At 63.7% G+C, this 19,976-nt stretch carries 17 protein-coding genes; 11 read left to right on the forward strand and 6 right to left on the reverse strand.

The window, feature by feature from the left end; genetic code table 11:
- The first annotated feature begins 31 nt into the window (after positions 1-31).
- From M0D43_RS21005 to M0D43_RS21050, 10 genes are all read left to right on the forward strand, one after another.
- Positions 32-331, forward strand: a complete 300-nt coding sequence (locus M0D43_RS21005) for a YciI family protein (protein WP_101363913.1) — start codon at positions 32-34, stop codon at positions 329-331.
- The gene (locus M0D43_RS21010) at positions 328-597 is read left to right on the forward strand and encodes a BolA family protein (protein WP_101363914.1); all 270 of its coding nucleotides are present in this window, start codon (positions 328-330) and stop codon (positions 595-597) included. The genes M0D43_RS21005 and M0D43_RS21010 overlap by 4 nt, the downstream gene beginning before the upstream one ends.
- Before the next feature lie 330 nt (positions 598-927).
- The gene (locus tag M0D43_RS21015) at positions 928-1,950 is read left to right on the forward strand and encodes a LacI family DNA-binding transcriptional regulator (RefSeq protein WP_252162879.1); all 1,023 of its coding nucleotides are present in this window, start codon (positions 928-930) and stop codon (positions 1,948-1,950) included.
- A gap of 135 nt (positions 1,951-2,085) precedes the next feature.
- Positions 2,086-5,064 (forward strand): TonB-dependent receptor, encoded by a 2,979-nt coding sequence (locus tag M0D43_RS21020; protein ID WP_252162880.1) that lies wholly within the window; start codon positions 2,086-2,088, stop codon positions 5,062-5,064.
- 103 nt (positions 5,065-5,167) lie between these two features.
- Complete coding sequence (locus M0D43_RS21025) at positions 5,168-6,787, forward strand: glucoamylase family protein (RefSeq protein ID WP_252162881.1); 1,620 nt, start codon at positions 5,168-5,170, stop codon at positions 6,785-6,787.
- 3 nt (positions 6,788-6,790) lie between these two features.
- On the forward strand, positions 6,791-8,161 hold the full coding sequence (locus M0D43_RS21030; RefSeq protein WP_252162882.1) for a sugar ABC transporter substrate-binding protein: 1,371 nt from the start codon (positions 6,791-6,793) through the stop codon (positions 8,159-8,161).
- Positions 8,158-9,042, forward strand: a complete 885-nt coding sequence (locus M0D43_RS21035) for a carbohydrate ABC transporter permease (protein ID WP_252162883.1) — start codon at positions 8,158-8,160, stop codon at positions 9,040-9,042. The genes M0D43_RS21030 and M0D43_RS21035 overlap by 4 nt, the downstream gene beginning before the upstream one ends.
- Positions 9,039-9,875, forward strand: a complete 837-nt coding sequence (locus M0D43_RS21040) for a carbohydrate ABC transporter permease (protein WP_252162884.1) — start codon at positions 9,039-9,041, stop codon at positions 9,873-9,875. The genes M0D43_RS21035 and M0D43_RS21040 overlap by 4 nt, the downstream gene beginning before the upstream one ends.
- A gap of 26 nt (positions 9,876-9,901) precedes the next feature.
- A complete protein-coding gene (locus tag M0D43_RS21045; protein WP_252162885.1) occupies positions 9,902-13,036 on the forward strand; it encodes a discoidin domain-containing protein in 3,135 nt (1,044 codons plus the stop codon).
- Between the two features lie 62 nt (positions 13,037-13,098).
- A complete protein-coding gene (locus tag M0D43_RS21050; protein WP_252165142.1) occupies positions 13,099-14,001 on the forward strand; it encodes an endonuclease/exonuclease/phosphatase family protein in 903 nt (300 codons plus the stop codon).
- Positions 14,002-14,235: 234 nt separating this feature from the next.
- On the opposite strand, the gene M0D43_RS21055 is transcribed toward M0D43_RS21050, so the two are convergent.
- The 6 genes from M0D43_RS21055 to ykgO all read right to left on the reverse strand — a co-directional run bounded on the left by M0D43_RS21055 (position 14,236) and on the right by ykgO (position 18,975).
- Entirely contained in the window at positions 14,236-15,468 is a 1,233-nt protein-coding gene (locus M0D43_RS21055) for a TraB/GumN family protein (RefSeq protein ID WP_425510619.1), read from the reverse strand.
- On the reverse strand, positions 15,449-15,988 hold the full coding sequence (locus M0D43_RS21060; RefSeq protein ID WP_252162887.1) for a GNAT family N-acetyltransferase: 540 nt from the start codon (positions 15,986-15,988) through the stop codon (positions 15,449-15,451). Before M0D43_RS21060 ends, M0D43_RS21055 begins: the two co-directional genes overlap by 20 nt.
- A gap of 4 nt (positions 15,989-15,992) precedes the next feature.
- Positions 15,993-16,877, reverse strand: coding sequence for a carbon-nitrogen hydrolase (locus M0D43_RS21065; protein ID WP_252162888.1), 885 nt, complete (start codon positions 16,875-16,877; stop codon positions 15,993-15,995).
- A gap of 125 nt (positions 16,878-17,002) precedes the next feature.
- On the reverse strand, positions 17,003-18,037 hold the full coding sequence (locus tag M0D43_RS21070; protein ID WP_252162889.1) for an agmatine deiminase family protein: 1,035 nt from the start codon (positions 18,035-18,037) through the stop codon (positions 17,003-17,005).
- Between the two features lie 234 nt (positions 18,038-18,271).
- Entirely contained in the window at positions 18,272-18,601 is a 330-nt protein-coding gene (locus tag M0D43_RS21075; protein ID WP_101363925.1) for a hypothetical protein, read from the reverse strand.
- A 248-nt stretch (positions 18,602-18,849) separates the two neighbouring features.
- A complete protein-coding gene (gene ykgO / locus M0D43_RS21080) occupies positions 18,850-18,975 on the reverse strand; it encodes a type B 50S ribosomal protein L36 (protein WP_005913193.1) in 126 nt (41 codons plus the stop codon).
- Between the two features lie 172 nt (positions 18,976-19,147).
- Between ykgO and cmk the strand changes: the two genes are divergently transcribed.
- Positions 19,148-19,831 (forward strand): (d)CMP kinase, encoded by a 684-nt coding sequence (gene cmk / locus M0D43_RS21085; RefSeq protein WP_252162890.1) that lies wholly within the window; start codon positions 19,148-19,150, stop codon positions 19,829-19,831.
- Positions 19,832-19,976 lie beyond the last annotated feature (145 nt).

The following is a 19,976-nucleotide window of genomic DNA, read 5'->3' on the forward strand; positions in this document are numbered from 1 at the left end:
GTTGACCTTCAAGTCTGAGGCGAGGTGGCGTGTGTGGTACGTAATCGAAGGGTATGACCGGGCCGACGCATTGGCCGCACGGCAGCAGGCGCGGCCAGCGCATCTGGCACGTTTGCAGGCGCTTGCGGCCGCGGGTCGGCTGCTGGTGGCGGGCCCGTGCCCGGCCATCGATGCCGAAGATCCGGGTCCGGCCGGTTTCAGCGGCAGCCTTGTGGTTGCCGAATTCGACGCGCTGGAAGATGCGCGCGCCTGGGCCGATGCTGATCCGTATGTGGAAGCGGGTGTGTATACGCGCACCGAGGTCCGCCCATTCCGCCGGGTACTGCCATGAACCGGGTCGAGCAGATCCGTGCGGCATTGCAGGCCGCGCTGGCACCGACCGAGTTGGACGTTGTGGACGACAGCGCTCGGCATGCCGGCCACGCCGGCGCGCGTGACGGGCGGGGGCATTTCAATGTGCGCGTGGTCAGCGCCGCCTTCACCGGCAAGCCGCCATTGGCCCGGCACCGCGCGGTCTATGCCGCAGTGGGCGAGATGATGCAGACCGATATCCACGCCTTGTCGATCGAGGCCTTTGCGCCTGGCGAGGCAGGGTAGCTGACGCGGGGAATGGGCGCCTGCGCGCCGACGATCGCCTGTGATCGCCAAAATCGTCTTGTCGCGCATCGGGGAAGACTCGCTATCGCTGTTGATCCATCCGGCAGCGCTCACGCTGTGTGCGCCAAAACGTGATCAGGATCTTGCTTCGTTTGTGGACCAATGGGCTCGGCTTTGTTGCGTCGCAGCACATTATTTCACGTTCCCATCACCCGTAGCCACTTGATCTGTAAGCGTTTTCACGCATGTGAAGCTAGGGGTTTACGCCCTTGTATGAAAACGCTTACAGTCCGCGCCAGTTTCGGGAAGCGGTCGCGGAGGGCGACACGAATGGCCAAGGGTGCGGTCACCATCAAAGATGTCGCTCGGGAAGCACAGGTCTCCGTCGCAACGGTGTCGCGTGCGCTCAACGGGCACGACAACGTCGCCGCGCCGGTGCGCCAGCAGGTGCTGGAAGTGGCCGAGCGGCTGCGGTACAGCCCGCATGCGGCTGCGCGCAGCCTGAGCAGCCGGCGTTCCCAGACCCTTGGCGTCGTGCTGCCTGATCTGTATGGCGAGTTTTTTTCCGAATTGATTCGCGGCATCGATGGTGCGGCGCGTGCGGCCGGCCAGCACTTGCTGGTGTCCAGCTATCACGGCGACCCGGAAGCCCAGGGCAGGGCGCTGCGCTCGATGCGCGGTCGCGTCGATGGCTTGCTGGTGCTGTCGCCGTATGCGGAGCAGCCGGGATTTCTCACCGACAATCTGCCGCAGTCGCTGCCGACGGTTCTGATCAATGCACACCTGCCCGGTGCCGACTATCCGGTCCTCAGCATCGACGACCACGCCGGTGCCATGGCCATGACCGAGCATCTGCTGCGTGCCGGACATCGCCGCATCGCCTTTATCGGTGGCCCGGCGTTGAACTTCGATGCGCGCGAACGCCTGCGCGGCTTCCGCGATGCGCTCGCTGCGTTTGGCGTGCAGGCGCAGGGCGTGGAGTACCCGGGCGACTTCGACGAAGCATCCGGCCACCGCGCCGGTCTGGCGATGCTGGCTGACGGCGCACTGCCGGACGCGGTCTTCGCCGCCAACGACATGACCGCGCTTGGGTGCCTGTACGCGTTCGCCCAGGCCGCTGTATCGGTGCCCGGCGACGTGGCGCTGGCCGGGTTTGACGACATTCCACTGGCCCGGTTCGTCCACCCGGCGCTGACCACCATGCGGGTCAGCATCGCGCGGCTGGGCGAGCAGGCGATGGGCCGGCTGATGCGACTGGTCGAAACGTCTGACCGCGACGATGGCGTCCGTCAATTGCTCACGCCCGAGCTGGTGATCCGCGCTTCCTGCGGTGCGGGCGAACACGGTCACTGACTTGTCCGGCCCTGCGTTTTCAGGCTGCCGACCCTTTCGCGGACGTTCTGTCCGCTCCCGCTGCCCCGCAGCGGCTGTTCCTGCATCACTGCACTACCACAACAACAATCTGTACCGATCCCTGGAGGGACGACCATGCGCCACCACCACCCCCATTCCGCCCGTCCGGCGCGCAAGCTGCTCAGCTGCGCGCTTGCCAGCTGCCTGCTGCTCGGCGCCGTACCGGCCTTCGCACAGAGCACCGCTGCGACCATCCGCGGCCAGGTCACCGTCGATGCCGCACCTGCCGCCCAGGCGCAGGTCACCGCCACCAATCTGGCCACCGGCCTGACCCGCACGGTGCAGGTCAGCAATGGCGGCTATTCGGTCGGCGGTCTGCCGCCGGGTTCCTACCGCATCGACGTCACCGCCAACGGACAGACCAGCTCGCAGAACGTCACCGTGCAGGTCGGCCAGACGGCGACCTTGAACCTGGGCGTCGGCGGCGAACCGGCCACGGCCGCCGGTGGTAACGCCACCACGCTGGACGCGGTGCAGGTGAAGGCGCCGCCGGTGCTGGTCGAGACGCGCACCTCCGAGAACGCCACCTACATTTCCAATGTGCAGATCCAGAACCTGCCGCGCGCCACGCGCAACTTCCTGGAGCTGGCCGACACCGTACCGAACGTGCAGTTCACCCGCGAGGCCAACGGCACCACCAAGGTGCGCACCGGCGCCACCTCGGCCGAAGGCACCAACGTCTACATCGATGGCGTGAGCCAGAAGAATTACGTGTTGACCGGCGGCGTGAGCGGCCAGGACTCCAGCCGCGGCAACCCGTTCCCGCAGTCGGCGATCGGCGAATACAAGGTCATCACCTCCAACTACAAGGCCGAGTTCGACCAGGTCAGCGGCGCGGCCATCGTCGCCTCGTCCAAGTCCGGCACCAACGATTTCCACGGCAGCTTCTTCTGGGACACCAGCAATGACAGCTGGCGCGAAGAGAGCCCGCTGGAGAAGAAGGCCGGCGTGCGCGACGACTTCGAAGAAACCCAATACGGCGCCACCTTCAGCGGCCCGATCCTCAAGGACAAGGCGCACTTCTTCATCGCCTATGAAGCCAAGGAATACACCACCCCGAACGTGGTGATCCCCGGCTCGATCTATTCGGACCGCGTCGATCAACTGCCTGCGCAACTGCAGCCGCTGGTGGTCACCTCCAGCACGCCGTTCAAGGAAGACCTGTACTTCGGCAAGATCGACTGGACCATTGGCGACAACAACCTGTTCGAGCTGACCGGCAAGTACCGCAAGGAAGACGAGCTCAACGACGTCGGCCAGACCTCGACCTACGGGCACGGCAGCATCAATGGCCAGGAAGAAAAGCGCGCCAACCTGCGTTGGCAGTACAGCGGGGCCAGCTTCCTCAACGAAGCCAACCTGAGTTACGAAAGCGCGTTCTGGAACCAGGCGCCGATCAACAACGGCAATGGCTACATCCTCAGCTACGCACCGGTGCGCGGCAATGAGACCGACATCCTGGCGGCCGGTGCCGGCAGCAGCTTCCAGCGCAAGGGACAGAAGGGCTGGACCTTCCAGGATGACCTGACCTTGAACAGCCTGGAGTGGAATGGCGCGCACACCATCAAGATGGGCGTGAAGTTCAAGAGCATCGACCTGGATTCGACCCAGTTCAACCCGGCCAACCCGCAGTACTACTACAACATCCTCACCGACGTCGAAACGCCGTACCGCGTGCGCTTCGGTGCACCGTTGGTGGAAGGTGGCGGCTCGGTGGTGTCCAAGAACAAGCAGTACGGCATCTACCTGCAGGACGACTGGGAGGTCAACGAGCACTGGACCTTGAACTTGGGCGTGCGCTACGACTACGAAGAGACTCCGGCGTTCCTGGATTTCGTCACCCCCTCGGACGTCGCCAGCGCGCTGCAGAACTGGCCCAACCTGCGCAACGCCAACTACAACATCAACGACTTCATCAGCACCGGCAACAACCGCAAAGCATTCAAGAATGCCTGGCAGCCGCGTCTGGGCGCCTCGTACGACTTGTTCGGCGATCAGGCGCACGTGATCTATGGTGGCGCCGGCCGTGCGTACGACCGCAACATCTTCGATTACCTGGCACTGGAGCAGCTCAACAACTCCTTCAATTCGTATAGCTACTACTTCACCAGCACCAACAACGGTGCCTGCCTAGGCGATCCATGCACGGCCTGGAATCCGGCGTACAACAATCAGGAAGGCTTGAACACACTGACGGCCAACAGCACTGGCGGTGGCGGACGTGAGGTCTACCTGATCGATAACAACCTCAAGACCCCGTACTCCGACCAATTCAGCATCGGCATGCGCAACATGGTGCCGTTGTGGGGCCAGGACTGGTTCACCGATGTGACCCTGAGCCGCATTGAGAGCCATGACGGCTTTGCCTTCGTGCGCGGCAACCGCCTGCCGGACGGTTCGTTCTTCCAGCCGGGCACTACTTCCGGCGCGCCGACCGATGGCCCGAACGGCTATAGCGCCATCGTGCTTGGCACCAACGGTGTGGAGACCCGCAACAACCAGCTCGCGTTGCAGGTGGAAAAGCCCTTCGACGAAGAATCCGGCTGGGGGCTGACCGTGGCCTATACCTATTCCGATGCGAAGGAAAACCGCCAGTTCGGCGAGCACTATGCACTGGACCGCGAACGCATCCAGGACTACGGCTGGCGTGAGGCTGGCGGCATTCCGAAAAACCGCCTGGTGGTCACCGGGATCTATGAACTGCCGTATGAGATCAAACTGTCCGGCAAGCTGTCGCTGGCCAGCCAGACCGTGCGCTACGGCCAGAATTGCCTTGCCGGCAACGATCAGTGCGAGATTATCCAGTTCAAGCCGGATGGCACACTGGGCTACAAGGAATTCAGCATTGCCGCGAATAAAGAATGGGATACCGGCGGTGGTGTCAAATTCAATGTGCGTGCGGATATCCTCAACGTGTTCAACTGGGTGAATTACGCCACCTTCAACGGCGATACCGGAACATTGCAGGACTTGAACACGGCTTACGGCACACCGACCGGTGTGCTGGCGTCGCCGATGCGTACCTTCCGTCTGGCCTTTGGCCTGAACTGGTGAGGTGCTCGACCGCCCTGGCTGCAACGCCAGGGCGGTCGAACTCGGCGCCTGGATAGGGTAGGTTTGCGTGCGAGATGTAATCGATTACACAAGTGGGGGGCGGATGGACAGGGGTAACACGTCGCGATGGTTGACGATTCCACTCTTGCTGGGCGCCCTGGTTTTGGCGTCGTGCAAGCAAGCCGAGGAGCCCAAGGTGGCCGAAAAGAAGGCGCCGGTAAAAGTCATCCTGGTTGAGGCGCAACTGCCGCCCAAGCCGGTCAAGCCGCCGCTGCCTCCGCTGTTTTCGGACATCGAGCGCCGCACGTTCCAGTTTTTCTGGGACACTACCAACGAACTCAATGGACTGTCGCCGGATCGGTTTCCGTCGCGCCCGTTCGCCAGTATTGCGTCGGTCGGATTTGCGCTCACCGCCTATCCGATCGGCATCGAAAACGGGTGGGTCAGTCGCAATCAGGCGATCGACCGCACCCTGACAACATTGAAATTCTTCCGCGATGCGCCAATGGGGCCGCAGAAGACCGGTCGGGCCGGCTACAAAGGCTTCTACTACCATTTTCTGGACATGCAGAAGGGCAACCGCTACGACAGCTGGGTCGAGTTGTCCAGCGTGGACACCGCACTGCTGATGATGGGCGTGCTGTTCACCCAGTCGTATTACGACGGCGACGACCCGCGCGAAAAGGAGATTCGCCAGATCGCCGACACGCTGTACAAGCGCGTGGACTGGCGCTGGCTGCAACAGCGTGCGCCGCTGATCTCAATGGGCTGGTTCCCTGAAAGTGGCTTCATCAACCACGACTGGATGGGCTACAACGAGGCGATGATGCTGTACATCCTCGCGCTGGGCTCGCCCACCCATGGCGTCGACCCGGACGCATGGACCAGCTGGACCCGCACCTACAACAACGACTGGGGCGTGTACCAGGGCCAGGAATACCTCTCGTTCGGCCCGTTGTTCGGGCACCAATACAGCCATGTCTGGATCGATTTCCGCGATATCCAGGACCAGTACATGCGCGAACGCGGCATCGACTACTTCCTCAACAGCCGCCGCGCCACGCTGGCCCAGCGCGACTACGCCATCGACAACCCGATGAAGTGGAAGGACTACGGCGAGAACGTCTGGGGCCTGACCGCTGGCGACGGCCCGCAGAACACCAGCCAGGAATACCGTGGCGAGCAACGCCAGTTCCGCCATTACTCCTCGCGCGGCGCCGGCCTGCGCGAGAACTTCGACGACGGCACCATCGTGCCTTCGGCGGCCATCTCCTCGATCGTGTTCGCCCCGGAAGTGGTGATCCCGGCCACCGAGGAAATGCACAAGCGCTATGGCGACTTCCTGTATTCCAGCTATGGGTTCCTGGATTCGTTCAATCCCAGCTTCAACTACGACATCCCGCTCAAGACCGGGCGCATGGTGCCGGACCGTGGCTGGGTGGCCAGCGACTACATCGCCATCGACCAGGGCCCGATTCTGGCGATGATTGCCAACTACCAGAACGAATTCGTCTGGAACGTGATGAAGAAGAACCCCTACATCCGCGCCGGTCTGGAACGCGCCGGCTTCACCGGCGGCTGGCTCACCCCGGAAGGCGAGCCGCAGCCGGCGCCGCAGAAGGACGAGCAGAAGGCTGCTGCGCGGGCGCTGGGCATGGCCGAGTCGCGTGCCGCAGCCGCCCAGGCCCAGCAAGACCCCACGCAACGCCAAAAACCCGAGTAATCCGTGCGCCTTTTGAAACTGTTGATATTGGCCGCCGCCCTGTGCGCAGGCGTGGCGGGATGCGAACGCTCCGATTCGGGCAAGACCACCGTGCGCTTCTGGGCGATGGGCAAGGAGGCCGAAGTGGTCTCTGAGTTGGTGGCCGACTTCGAAAAGCAGAACCCCACCATCCATGTGGATGTGCAAAACATCCCGATGACCGCGGCGCACGAAAAACTGCTCACCGCCTTCGCTGCTGACGGACTGCCGGACGTGTGCCAGCTTGGTAACACCTGGTTGCCGGAATTCGCGTTGCTGGACACGCTGGAGCCGATGCAGCCCTACGTGGCGCGCTCCAAGATCGTCGATCCGGCCGATTATTTCCCCGGCGTGTGGGACACCAATCTGGTCGATGGCACGCTGTACGGCGTGCCGTGGTACGTGGATACGCGGCTACTGTTTTATCGCAAGGACTTGCTGCGCGAGGCCGGCTACAGCGAAATGCCCAAGACCTGGGCCGAGATGGAACAGGTGATGGCCGCGATCAAGCGCAAGGTTGGCCCCGACCGCTACGCCATCCTGATGCCGCTCAACGAGTTCGAGCAGCAACTGTCGTTCGCGCTGCAGCAGGACGACCGCCTGCTGCGCGACCACGACAACTACGGCAACTTCCGCGGCGAGGGCTTCCGCAAGGCGCTGGGCTTCTACGACACCATGTATCAGAAAGGCTGGGCGCCGAAGGTCTCCGAGACCCAGGTTTCCAACGTCTGGTACGAATTCTTCAACGGCTATTACGCGTTCTATCTGTCCGGCCCGTGGAACGTACGCGAATTCAAGCTGCGCCAGCCGCCGGGTATGGAAGGCAAATGGGGCACCGCGCCGTTGCCCGGTCCCAACGGCTTGGGCGCCGGCATAGCGGGCGGTTCCAGCCTGGTGATCTTCAAGTCCTCGCAACACAAGGACGCCAGCTGGAAGCTGATCGAATACCTGTCGCAGCCCACGGTGCAGGCGCGCTTCCACGCCATCATCGGCGACCTGCCGCCGCGGCGCAGTACCTGGAAGCTGCCATCGCTGGCCAACGACGAACTGGCGCATGCCTTCGGCGACCAGCTGGAACGGGTCAAGGCCACGCCCAAGGTGTTGGAGTGGGAGCGCATCGTGCAGGAAATGCGTCTGGTGACCGAGCGCGTGGTGCGTGGCGGTCAATCGCACGAAGCCGCCGTGCAGGAACTGGATAAACGCGTGGACGAAATTTTGGCCAAGCGCCGCTGGATCTTTGAGCAGGAGGGCGGGCATGTCGGCCCGGCCGGTGAGACGGCCACGCCGGCAGCTACGCCGTCTGCTGCAGAAACAGCTGCGCCCGCCGCTGCAGCTGATCAGGGAGCCGCGCGATGATGAAGCGTAATTCCCTCGCCGGCTGGGTGTTCGCCGCGCCGTCGATCATGGTGCTGGGCATGTTCTTCGGCGTGCCGGTGTTCGCCGCGCTGGTGCTCAGCGTCACCGACTTCGACCTGTACGCACTGGCCGACAGCAGCCATCTGCGCTTCGTCGGTCTGGGCAATTACGTCGACCTGCTGCAGACGCCGCTGTTCTGGAAGTCGTTGTGGAACACCACCTACTTCGTGCTGCTGGGTGTGCCGATGTCGATCGGCGTGTCGCTCGGTGCGGCCTTGCTGCTCAACGCCAAGGCATCGCGCTTCAAGGCGCTGTTTCGTACTGCCTTGTTCGCGCCGGTGGTGACCACCCTGGTGGCGGTGGCGGTGATCTGGCGCTATCTGTTCCACATCAAGTACGGCCTGGTGAACTTCGGTCTGAGCCATCTGGGCATCGCCCCGATCGACTGGCTGGGCGACCCGCGCTGGGCGATGCCGACCATCATGCTGTTCGCGGTATGGAAGAACTTCGGCTACAACATGGTGATCTTCCTGGCCGGGCTGCAGGCGATCCCGCAAGACTTGTATGAGGCCGCGCGTATCGACGGCGCTTCGCGCTGGAAGCAGTTCCTGCACATCACCTTGCCGATGCTTGGCCCGGTGCTGATGGTGGTCGGGGTGATCACCATTTCCGGCTATTTCCAGCTGTTCGCCGAACCCTACGTGATGACCCGCGGCGACCCGCTGCAAAGCACCGTCAGCGTGCTGTATTTCATGTTTGAGGAAGGCTTCAAGTGGTGGAACCTCGGCCGCGCGTCGGCGGTGGCGTTCCTGTTGTTCCTGATCATTCTGGCGGTGACCACCGTGATGCTGCGCTTCGGCCGCAAGAAGGACCTGATATGAGTCGTGATGTCGGCCAATCGCGCTGGAACGGCGTGCTGATCAACGGCGGTTTGCTGGTGTTGGCCTTGATCAGCCTGGCACCGCTGCTGTGGATGCTGTCGGTGTCGTTCATGCCCACCGGCGAGGCCAGCCGGTTTCCGCCGCCGATGCTGCCGTCGGCTTTCACCCTGGCCAACTACCACGAGCTGTTCGCGCGCACTGGCATGGCGCGCAACTTCGCCAACAGCCTGCTGGTGTCCGGGCTGATCACGCTCGGTTCGCTGCTGATCAACACCATGGCCGGTTATGCGTTCGCCAAGCTGCAGTTCATCGGCCGCGAGCGCATCTTCAAGATCCTGATGGCCGCGCTGGTGATCCCCGCGCAGGTGGCGATGCTGCCGCTGTTCCTGCTGATGAAGCAGCTGCATCTGGTCAACAACATCGGCGGGGTGGTGGTGCCGGCGCTGGCGACGGTGTTCGGTATTTTTCTGGTGCGCCAGTACGCGCGCAGCATTCCCGATGAATTGATCGAAGCCGCCCGCATCGACGGCGCCAGCGAGATGCGCATCTTCTTCCAGATCGTGCTACCGATGCTCAAGCCGGTGCTGGTCACCTTGACCATCTTCACCTTCATGGGCTCATGGAACGACTTCATGTGGCCGCTGATCGTGTTGACCGACCAGGAGCAATACACCTTACCGGTGGCGCTGGCGGCGCTGTCGCGCGAGCACATCATGGACGTGGAATTGATGATGGCCGGCGCAGTGGTGACGGTGATTCCGGTGCTGCTATTGTTCCTGGCGCTGCAGCGTTACTACATCCAAGGTCTTCTGCTGGGGAGTGTGAAGGGGTGAGGCTAGTGTTCCTGCGACTGTTTGCCATGACCGCCATTGCCGCCGCGGGCGCGGCGCAGGCGCAGGAGCGCGTGCTCGACGGCTTCAACGACATGAACGCCTGGCGCCTGGTGGTGTCCAACCAGGTCAGCGGCTCGCTGCGCCCGGTGGCCACTGCCTCCGGCGGGCATGCGCTGTGTCTGGATTACAACTTCAACGGCGTGTCCGGCTACGTCGGCATCCGCCGCGCGCTGCCGCTGGAGTATCCCGAGAACTACCGCATCGGGTTCTCGCTGCGCGGTGAATCGCCGTCCAACGATCTGCAGCTCAAGCTGATCGATGCCAGCGGCGACAACGTGTGGTGGGTCAACCGGCCGGGCTTCAATTTCCCGAAGAACTGGACCACCTTCAACTACCGCAAGCGCAACATCGAAAAGGCCTGGGGACCCGGTGCGGACAAGCAGCTTCGCAGCAGCGCGGATGTCGAGTTCACCATCTACAACAAGGTGGGAGGCAAGGGCACGGTGTGCTTCGACCGCCTGACGCTTACCCCATTGCCGCCGGAAGACACCTCGCCGCTCAAGGCCGAGGCGATCACCGACACTGCGCCGGCGTTGGAACAACGCCTGGCCGATGGCAAGCCCGACACCTTCTGGCTCAGCGGCGCGGTGAAGCAACAGACCGTCACGCTGGATCTGGGCAAGGTGCGCGAATTCGGCGGCGCCATCGTGCAGTGGGTGCCGGGTCTGCAGGCCTCGCAGTACGTGGTGCGTGCATCGGCCGATGGCCGCAGCTGGCGCGATCTGCGCACCGTTACCGCCGGCGCTGGCGGCACCGATTGGCTGGCGCTTCCAGATACCGAAGCACGTTACCTGCGCTTCGATCTCAAGGACGGCCCGAATTGGCGCTACGGCATCAAGGAAGTGCAGTTGCAGCCGCTGTCATTCGCCGCAACGCCCAATGACTTCATCAAGTCGCTGGCCGCGCAGCTACCGCGTGGCAGTTACCCGCGTGGCTTCTCCGGCGAGCAGCCGTACTGGACCATCCTGGGTCTGGATGGCGGCACCGAGCAGGGCCTGATCGGCGAAGACGGCGCGGTGGAAGTGGGCAAGGGCGGTTTCAGCATCGAGCCGTTCGTGGTCACCGGCGGCAAGGTGCTGCACTGGTCCGACGTCAGCAGCGAGCAGAGCCTGCAGGACGATTACCTGCCGATCCCCAGCGTCGACTGGCATCACGACCTGATGAACCTGCGCGTCACCGCATTCGTGCAGGGCACACCCGATCAGGCGCAACTGGTCGCGCGTTACCAGCTGCACAACACCGGCAAGCAGGCGCGTGATTTCACCCTGGCCCTGGCGGTGCGTCCGTTCCAGGTCAATCCGCCGACGCAGTTCCTCAATACTCTGGGCGGCGTCAGCCGGATCGAACAACTGGCGGTGGACGGCAGCCAGGTCAGCGTCAACGGCAAGCGGCGTGTGTTCGCCGTGCAGCGGCCGGACGCGGGCTTCGCCAGCGCCTTCGACAGCGGCATGGACGTCAGCCATCTCACCGCCGCCACACCGCCTACCGTCACCCAGGTCAAGGACGAAACCGGCCTGGCCTCGGGCGTGCTGCTGTATCGCTGGAAGCTGGAACCCGGCCAGAAACGCGAAGTGGCCTTGGTGATTCCGCAGACCGGCACCGCGCAACTGCCGGCCGGCTTCGATGCCGACCAGGCACAGCAGCAGGTGGCCCAGCAATGGCGCAGCAAGCTCGATCGCGTACGCATTAGCGTGCCGGCCGAAGGCAAGCCGGTGGTCGATACGCTGCGTACCGCGCTGGCGCATATGCTGATCTCGCGCATCGGGCCGCGCCTGCAGCCGGGCACACGTTCTTATTCGCGTAGCTGGATCCGCGATGGCGCGATGATTTCCGAAGGCCTGCTGCGGCTCGGCCGCGAAGACGTGGTGCGCGATTACGTGGACTGGTTCGCGCCGTATCAGTTTGCCGATGGCATGGTGCCCTGCTGCGTGGACGACCGCGGCAGCGATCCGGTCCCGGAAAACGACAGCCATGGCGAGCTGATCTACAACATCGCCGAGTATTACCGCTACACCGGCGACAGGCCGTTCCTGGAGAAGATGTGGCCGCATGTCACCGGCGCCTACGACTACATGGAAAAGCTGCGCGCCAGCGAACGCACCGAAGACAACTTCATGCGCAACCCGGCCTTCTACGGAATGATGCCGGTGTCGATCAGCCACGAAGGTTATTCGGCCAAGCCGGTGCATTCGTACTGGGACAACTTCTGGGCGCTGCGCGGCTACAAAGACGCAGTGATGCTGGCCGGCGCGCTGGACAAGCCCGAGGACGTGGCGCGTTTCAGCACCGCACGCGATGAATTCAGTGGCGACCTGATCGCCTCGCTGGGTGCGGCAGTACGTGAGCACACGCTCGATTTCCTGCCCGGTTCGGCCGAGCTCGGCGATTTCGATGCGACCTCGACCACGATTGCCTTGACCCCGGGCGGCGAGCAGCAACGTCTGCCGCAGGACCTGCTGACCAACACCTTCGAACGCTATTGGAAGGAGTTCTCCGACCGCCGCGACGGCAAGCGCGAGTGGAAGGACTACACCCCCTACGAGTGGCGCAACGTGGCCGCATTCGTACGCCTGGGCTGGCGCGACCGCGCCTGGGACGCCACTGCGTTCTTCTTTAAGGACCGCGCGCCGCAACCCTGGAACCAGTGGGCCGAAGTGGTCTCACGCACGCCGCGTACGCCGTTTTTCGTCGGCGACCTCCCGCATGCCTGGGTCGCCTCGGACTTCGTACGTTCGGTACTGGACATGTTCGCCTATGGCCGCGAATCCGATGCCAGCCTGGTCATTGCTGCCGGCACGCCAACGCGCTGGTTTGAAGGCAAGGGCATTGGCATTGCCGAACTGCGGACACCGTACGGGCGCCTCAACTACACCTTGCAACGCACCGACAAGCAATTGGTGCTGCAGTTGCAGCCCGGGCTGATCCTGCCGCCAGGTGGTGTGGTGTTGCCCTGGCCGTATCCAGGCGCACCAGGCAAGGCCACGGTCAACGGCGAATCGATGGAGTGGCAGAACGGCGAACTGCGCATCCAGCAACTGCCGGCCAACGTGCAAATCGATGTGCCCAGCGCAGTGCGGCGGGCCGAGCGCGCCACACAATGAGCCAGCCGTGGCGGCCGACCCGTGCGGCGACAGCACGGGGAGGTGCGGGATGGCCGGTCGCGTTGCTTGCACTGCTGCTGTGTTCCACCGGCTTACAGGCCGGGCAGGCCACTCAAGGCATGCACTCTTCGCAAATTTTGCAGCGAGGCAACATCGATCCGGCCATGCGAGCCGCAGAGTCACCGAGCGCAGCATCACGCGAGATGACCCTGGTCACGCTCAATCTGCATCACGACCGCGAAGACTGGCCGGGACGACGCGCTTACATCGCCAAAGAGCTCAAGCAATTGGCACCGGATGTGATTGCGCTGCAGGAGGTGATCGAACGCCGCGGCAGCGTGGAAAATCAGGCCGCCTGGCTGGCGCGCAAGCTCGGCTACGACTACACCTTCGCTTCGGTCGATCCGGTCGGCGCGGCCAAACGCTACGGCAATGCATTGTTGAGCCGCCGCAAGGTACTGGCCACGCACCAGCGACTGTTGCAGCCCTTGGACGATTACCGTGTCGCCGCGCATCTGCAGGTGGACGTCAATGGACAGCCGGTCAACATCTATGTCACCCATCTCAACGAGCGCACCGACGCCCGCGGCACTGTCACGCGCACGCGCCAGGTAGCCGATCTGCTCGACTTCATCGCCTCCAACAGCAAGCAAGCGCCGGTGGTGATCGCCGGCGATTTCAACACCGCCGCCGACACCCTCGATCTGGAAGCATTACGCAAAGGTTACGGCGACAGCTACGGCAGCGTGCATCGCAATAGCGATGCCACGGTCAGCACCTTGAACATGCATGTCTTCGACAAACCCGCGCGCATCGACCACGTGTTCTTTCAACAGAACCGCCTGTTGGCCCGCGAAGCCCGCATCCTGTTCGATAGGCCTTATGCCGACGGCCGTTGGGCATCGGATCACTATGGCGTGTGGGTGCGCCTGCAGCTTGCACCCGATCAGCTCGCAGCGCCGTAAACCGAGGCGAGTGGTTGCAGGACAGCCTTCGGCGGCTTACGCATCTCTCCCGCAGACGTACCGCTCCTCAAGCCTCGCCCCAAAGAAGTAGCGGGGATAATCGATCTGCGTAGTTGAAAAGGATCGTGTAGGAGCGCCCCGGGGCGCGATGCTGCATTGCCTATAAAGCTTCTTCGCGCCCGAGGGCGCTCCTGCAAGAGATCCGCGCATCCGGCTGCGTGGATTGCCCGGCACTCACCCATGCAGACGGTTGAAAATCTGCACGCCGGCCAACCACACACCGGTCATGCTGCCGAAATTGGTCAGCAGAAACGTCAGTACCACGCGCGAGACGCGATTGCGATACCAGCCGCGCAGCGTCTGCGCATCGTCGCGCAGCGACAGGAAATCGCCATAGGCCGGCTTGCGCATATGCACTTCGACCAGCGCTGCAAATGCACCGGTTGGCACGCTCAGGCGGAATGGCTTGAACGGTGCCACCACTGCTGCGGTCAGGATGCTCAACGGGTGGCTGCCGGCCAGCAAACAGCCCAGTGCAGCCATGCCGCCGGTGTACATCGCCCACTGCAATAGCAGGTCGGCGCCCATGCTCAGGCCACCACGCCAGAATCCGATGCCGATGCCGGTGATGATGACCGCCAGGATGCCCAGCGTGATCCACGGAATACGCTTGCGCTGCTGCACGTATTCCAGCGATTCGCGCATCGGGCCAGGCGCTGCGGTGTCTTGCTCCAGATGGCGCGCAAGACCGGCCAGATGCCCGGCGCCGACCACCGCCAAGATCTCGCGCTGATCTGCGCAGACTTCTTCGCGCAGACGCGTGGCCATGTACTGATCGCGCTCGGCAATCACCGTCTCGTACAGCTCCGGGCTTTCGCTGGCGAAATCGCCGAAGCTCGCTTCCAGCATGTCGCCTTGCTTGAGCTTTTCGATTTCCTCTTCGCCCACCTCATCGGCAGCGAACAGGCCGCCGAGCAGGCCGCCGGCAAGTTTCATCTTGCCGAAGAATCCCAACCGCCCGGATGCACGCTTGAAGGTCAGCCCGACTTCGCGATCGATCAGGTGCACCGGCAGCCCCTGCGCACGCGCCAGGCTCACCGCTTCCTTCAATTCCGCGCCTGGCTCGATGCCGAGTTGCTTGGCCAGGCGGCGTTGATAGGCGGCAAGCGCCAGATTCGCCGCGAACAAGGCCACGCGCCCCTTGCGGATCACCTGCACCAAATCAAGGCGGGCGAGGGCGTCCGGGTCGCTGAGCGCCTGCAGGCGCTGCGCATCCAGTTCCACCGCCACCGCGTCGTAACGCCCGCTGCCGATCGCGCGTTGCACGGCAGCCACGCTGGCCAGCGAGACGTGGGCAGTCCCCAGCAAGGTGTAGCGCACGCCATCGCGTTCGACGATGCGGTGCGGCTGGCCGGACAGCGCATCGTCCAGAACGTGGGTGGTCTGCTCAGTCATGGGGATATTCATCAGAAGGAGGGGCGGTGTCGCCGGAGCCGAGCGCGCGTTGCATCTGCACGCCGTCCAACCAGCGACCGTGTTTGCGGCCGATTCCGGTGAAGACTCCGACCGTGCGAAATCCAAAACGTTCATGCAAGTGTCGTGATGCCAGATTGCCGGCATCGCCAATCACCGCAATCATCTGCCGGAACCCACGCTGCTCGCAGACTGCGATCAGCTCGCCGAGCAAGGCTTTGCCGATGCCGCGGCCCTGCATCGCGGCGGCCAGATAGATCGAGTTCTCAACCGTCCAGCGATACCCAGCGCGTGCGCGAAATGCGCTGGCGTAGGCATAGCCCGCGACCACGCCATCGAGCTCGGCGACCAGGTAGGGGTAGCCCGCAGCCACGATCGCACTGACCCGCGCGCGCATCTCATCGAACGATGGTGCGCTGTATTCGTAGGTGTTGATCCCGGCGATCTGCTCCGCATAGATTGCGGTGATCGCCGGGATGTCCGCGTCGCGGACTGCACGCAGCTCGACGGGCATGCGGTCAGTCGATGTAGCGCTTGAGCAGATCGCCGTACGCATCGATACGACGGTCGCGCAGGAATGGCCAGATGCGGCGCACGTGCTCGCTGCGTTGCAGGTCGACATCGCAGATCAACACGGTCGGGTCCTGCCCGGCTTCGGCAATGAACTCGCCCTGCGGTCCCAGCACATGGCTGTTGCCCCAGAACTGGATGCCCGATGCACCCAGCGGCGAAGGCTCATGGCCGACACGGTTGCACGACAGCACCGGCACGCCGTTGGCCACCGCATGCCCGCGATGGCTCAGGATCCAGGCATCGCGCTGACGCTCCTGTTCGGGTTGCTGGTCGTCCGGATCCCAGCCGATCGCGGTGGGATAGAGCAGCAGTTCCGCACCGGCCAGCGCCATCAAACGCGCCGCTTCCGGGTACCACTGATCCCAGCACACCAGCACGCCCAGGCGGCCTACCGAGGTATCGATCGGCGTGAAGCCCAGATCGCCCGGCGTGAAATAGAACTTCTCGTAGAAGCCCGGGTCATCGGGAATGTGCATCTTGCGGTACTTGCCGAGCAGACGGCCGTCCCTTTCGAACACCACCGCCGTGTTGTGATACAGCCCGGCCGCGCGACGTTCGAACAGCGAGGCGACCAGCACCACACCGTGCTGCTTGGCCAGTGCGCTCAGACGTTCGGTACTGGGGCCGGGAATCGGCTCGGCCAGATCGAATTCGTCCACCGACTCGTGCTGGCAGAAATACGCACCGTTGTGCAGTTCCTGCAGCAGCACCAGTTTGGCACCCTGCGCGGCAGCCTCGGCCACACGCGATTCGATGACGGCCAGATTGGCCTCGGCGTCGCCGTGGTTGCGCTCCTGGATCAGCGCGACGGGAAGGAGATGACGGGTCATGGCAGCATCCAACTTGAGTGGCGCGCCAAGAGTAGCGCGCCATGGCGTAACACCGGCCTGACGGCCGGAACAGGAACCACACACAGCGTGTGCGGTCGCGACGCAGGCAAATTTTGAAGCTGCGCTTAGGCGGCGAGCAGGCCGGCCGGCAGTTGCATGGTCAGGCAATGCAGGCTGCCGTTCTGCCAGATCAGCGCACGACACGGCACCGGCACGATCGCGTGGTGCGGGAACGCCTGCGCCAGCACCGCCTGTGCAGTCGCATCGGCCAGGTCGCCGTAGGCCGGCATCAGCACCGCACCGTTGACGATCAGGAAATTGGCATACGACGCCGCCAGCCGACGGCCTTCGTCGAGAATGGGTTGTGCCCACGGCAACACGAACAGGCGATACGGCCGCCCGTCGGCGGTGCGCAGCGCTGCCAGCTCGTTGCCCATCGCCTGCAGTTCGGCATAGTGCGAATCGCCCGGCACATCGCAGCCCTGGTAGACGATCGCATCCGGGCCAGCAAAGCGCGCCAGCGTGTCGATATGTGCGTCGGTGTCGTCGCCTTCCAGATAGCCGTGATCCAGCCACAGCACGCGTTCCTGCGCCAGCCACGTGGCCAGATCGCTGCTGAGCGATTCGCGCGTGCGCTGCGGGTGACGCTCATGCAGGCACTTCCAGGTGGTCAGCAATGTGCCGGCGCCATCGGTCTCGATCGCACCGCCTTCCAGGGCGAAGTCGACGGTCTCTACCTGCGCTGGCACGAACACCTGCGCGGCATCCAGGGAGCTCACCAACTGATCGTCCAGGCTGGCTTCGAACTTGCCGCCCCAGCCGGTGAAACGGAAATCCATTAACCGGAAGCCGGTTTCCTGGCGCAGCGTGATCGGACCGGAATCGCGCAGCCAGGTGTCGTTGTATGCGGCGATCACAAAGCGCACGCGCGTCATCTCCACCCGCGCCGATCGCAGCCGCGCTTCAGCGTAGATCTGCAGGTCGTCGTCGGCCACGCAGATGACCACAGGCTCGAAGCGGGAGATCGCCGTGACCAGCGCGATATAGGTCTCTTCCACATCGGCCAGGCGCTCGGCCCAATCGGTACCGGCATGTGGCCACGCAAGCAACACGGCGGATTGAGGTTCCCACTCGGCGGGAAAACGAAGACGGTCGGTCATGCCAGGCAAATACTCTTCTTGGTGTGCAGGCCACCGCCCGCACGTTCATCGATATCCCGCACGGAAATGCAGGCTCTTGCGATCCAGGCGTACATCGGCGCGCCTGGCCTTGTTACAGAATCGCAGCAACGCATGTCCGGTTGCTGACGGACGCAGCACACAGTGCGATGCGTCCGTGACGGCCGGAGCTGCGGCGAACAGGCGCCAGCACCTGCGGCCACGTGTCAGCGTGCTTTACCGAATCGGCGGCTTGGGGCCGATCTCGTTGGCGTCGGCCTTATTGGCGACCACGTCGATCACCTTGCTTTTTTCGAAGTACACGGTGAAGGCCGGATACACCCAGCGATGGATGGTTGGCCACTGACGCTTCTGACCACCACGCGGGTCGAGCTTTTCCTGCGGCGCGCCGTAGCGGCCTTCGACCTGACTCATGCTTTCCCCGCGCAAGGGCAGGGCAGCAGCAGGCTTCTGCTGTGCACGGTCGACCAGCAGCGTATCGGCCGAAGCAACGGCACTGATCCCCATCAGCGCGATCAGCGGCAGGACAAATAAACGGTTGCGCATGTCATCTACTCCCCAGTGGACAAGAATTCAGATGGTGATTACAGCAAAAAACCACGATAGACGCTGCTGTGACACGGCTGGCCTGGCGGCACCGCGATTGCCCGGCTCGCGCCCCGGGGTAGATGTCGTCTCTGCCCTGGCTGGGCCGACGGGCGGCAGACGCATGTAGCAACAGCCCGTGTGAAGCAGCGGCCAAGAAAAAACCGCCCGGAGGCGGCTTTCTCGGGTCTTGCACGCGCCGCAAAGGCTTAGCGCTGACGCGCCTTGAAGCGCGGGTTCGACTTGCAGATCACGAAGACCTTACCGCGGCGGCGGACCACCTTGCAGTCGCGGTGACGGGTCTTCGCAGACTTCAGGGAGGACAGGACTTTCATGGCACACCTCGGCGTAAACGGTTGGATTCGATGGAAGAGTGCGCGCGATAGAGGCTGCACCCAGAATTAAGCCGGCAATTCTAACCGGCTTTTCGTCGTGCTTTCAAGTGGTTGCAGCGCGATCGCTGTGAGCGGCGCTACACTACCGCCTGATGACCTTCCGGAAACCTGAATGACCGACCTGTCGCCCGTCCTCACCATCGATGGCCCCTCCGGTGCCGGCAAGGGCACTGTGAGCCGGATTGTGGCCGCCCGACTGGGCTGGCACTACCTCGATTCGGGCGCACTGTACCGCGCCGTCGGTGTTGCAGCGAGCTGGGCCGATCTGGATGTGTCCGACCCGGCGGCGCTGGTGCGCTGCACCTTCGATACCAAGGTGGAGTTCGACGACGCCGGTGAGGCAGGGCTACGGGTGCTGGTCAACGGCGCCGATGCCACCGGCGAGCTGCGCCTGGAAACCACTGGCGCGCTGGCCTCTGCCATTGCCGCCATTCCCGAGGTCCGCAGTGCCTTGAAAGAGCGCCAACGCGCATTCAGGCGGGCGCCCGGACTGGTTGCCGACGGGCGCGACATGGGCACGGTGATCTTCCCGGATGCTGCCTACAAGGTCTTTCTGACCGCCAGTGCCGAAGAACGTGCGGGCCGTCGCCATAAACAGTTGATGGAAAAGGGTGTTTCGGTTATCTTTGACGACCTGCTGCGCGAGATCATGGCCCGTGATGCCCGTGATGCGCAGCGGGTCGTGGCGCCATTACGGCCGGCCGAAGACGCCGTGCTGATCGATACCAGCGGAGTAGGGATCGAGGATGTCGTCCAGCGTGTGGTCGGGTTGCTCGCAGACCGTACGCCGTCGTAAGCGTTCCGCAAGCGGGCTTGTCCCGCCGACCGTAAGGCGTTCCAAAGCTCCGTCGCGCATCCTGCGTGGCGGTTCTATTACTTCTAAACCGACTCGCTGTCCGGAGTCGACCAACAGGCTGGGCGGTCCGTCTCTGTCGCACCCC

Origin of the sequence: Xanthomonas prunicola (assembly GCF_025266575.1) — a bacterium.
Lineage (GTDB): Bacteria > Pseudomonadota > Gammaproteobacteria > Xanthomonadales > Xanthomonadaceae > Xanthomonas > Xanthomonas prunicola.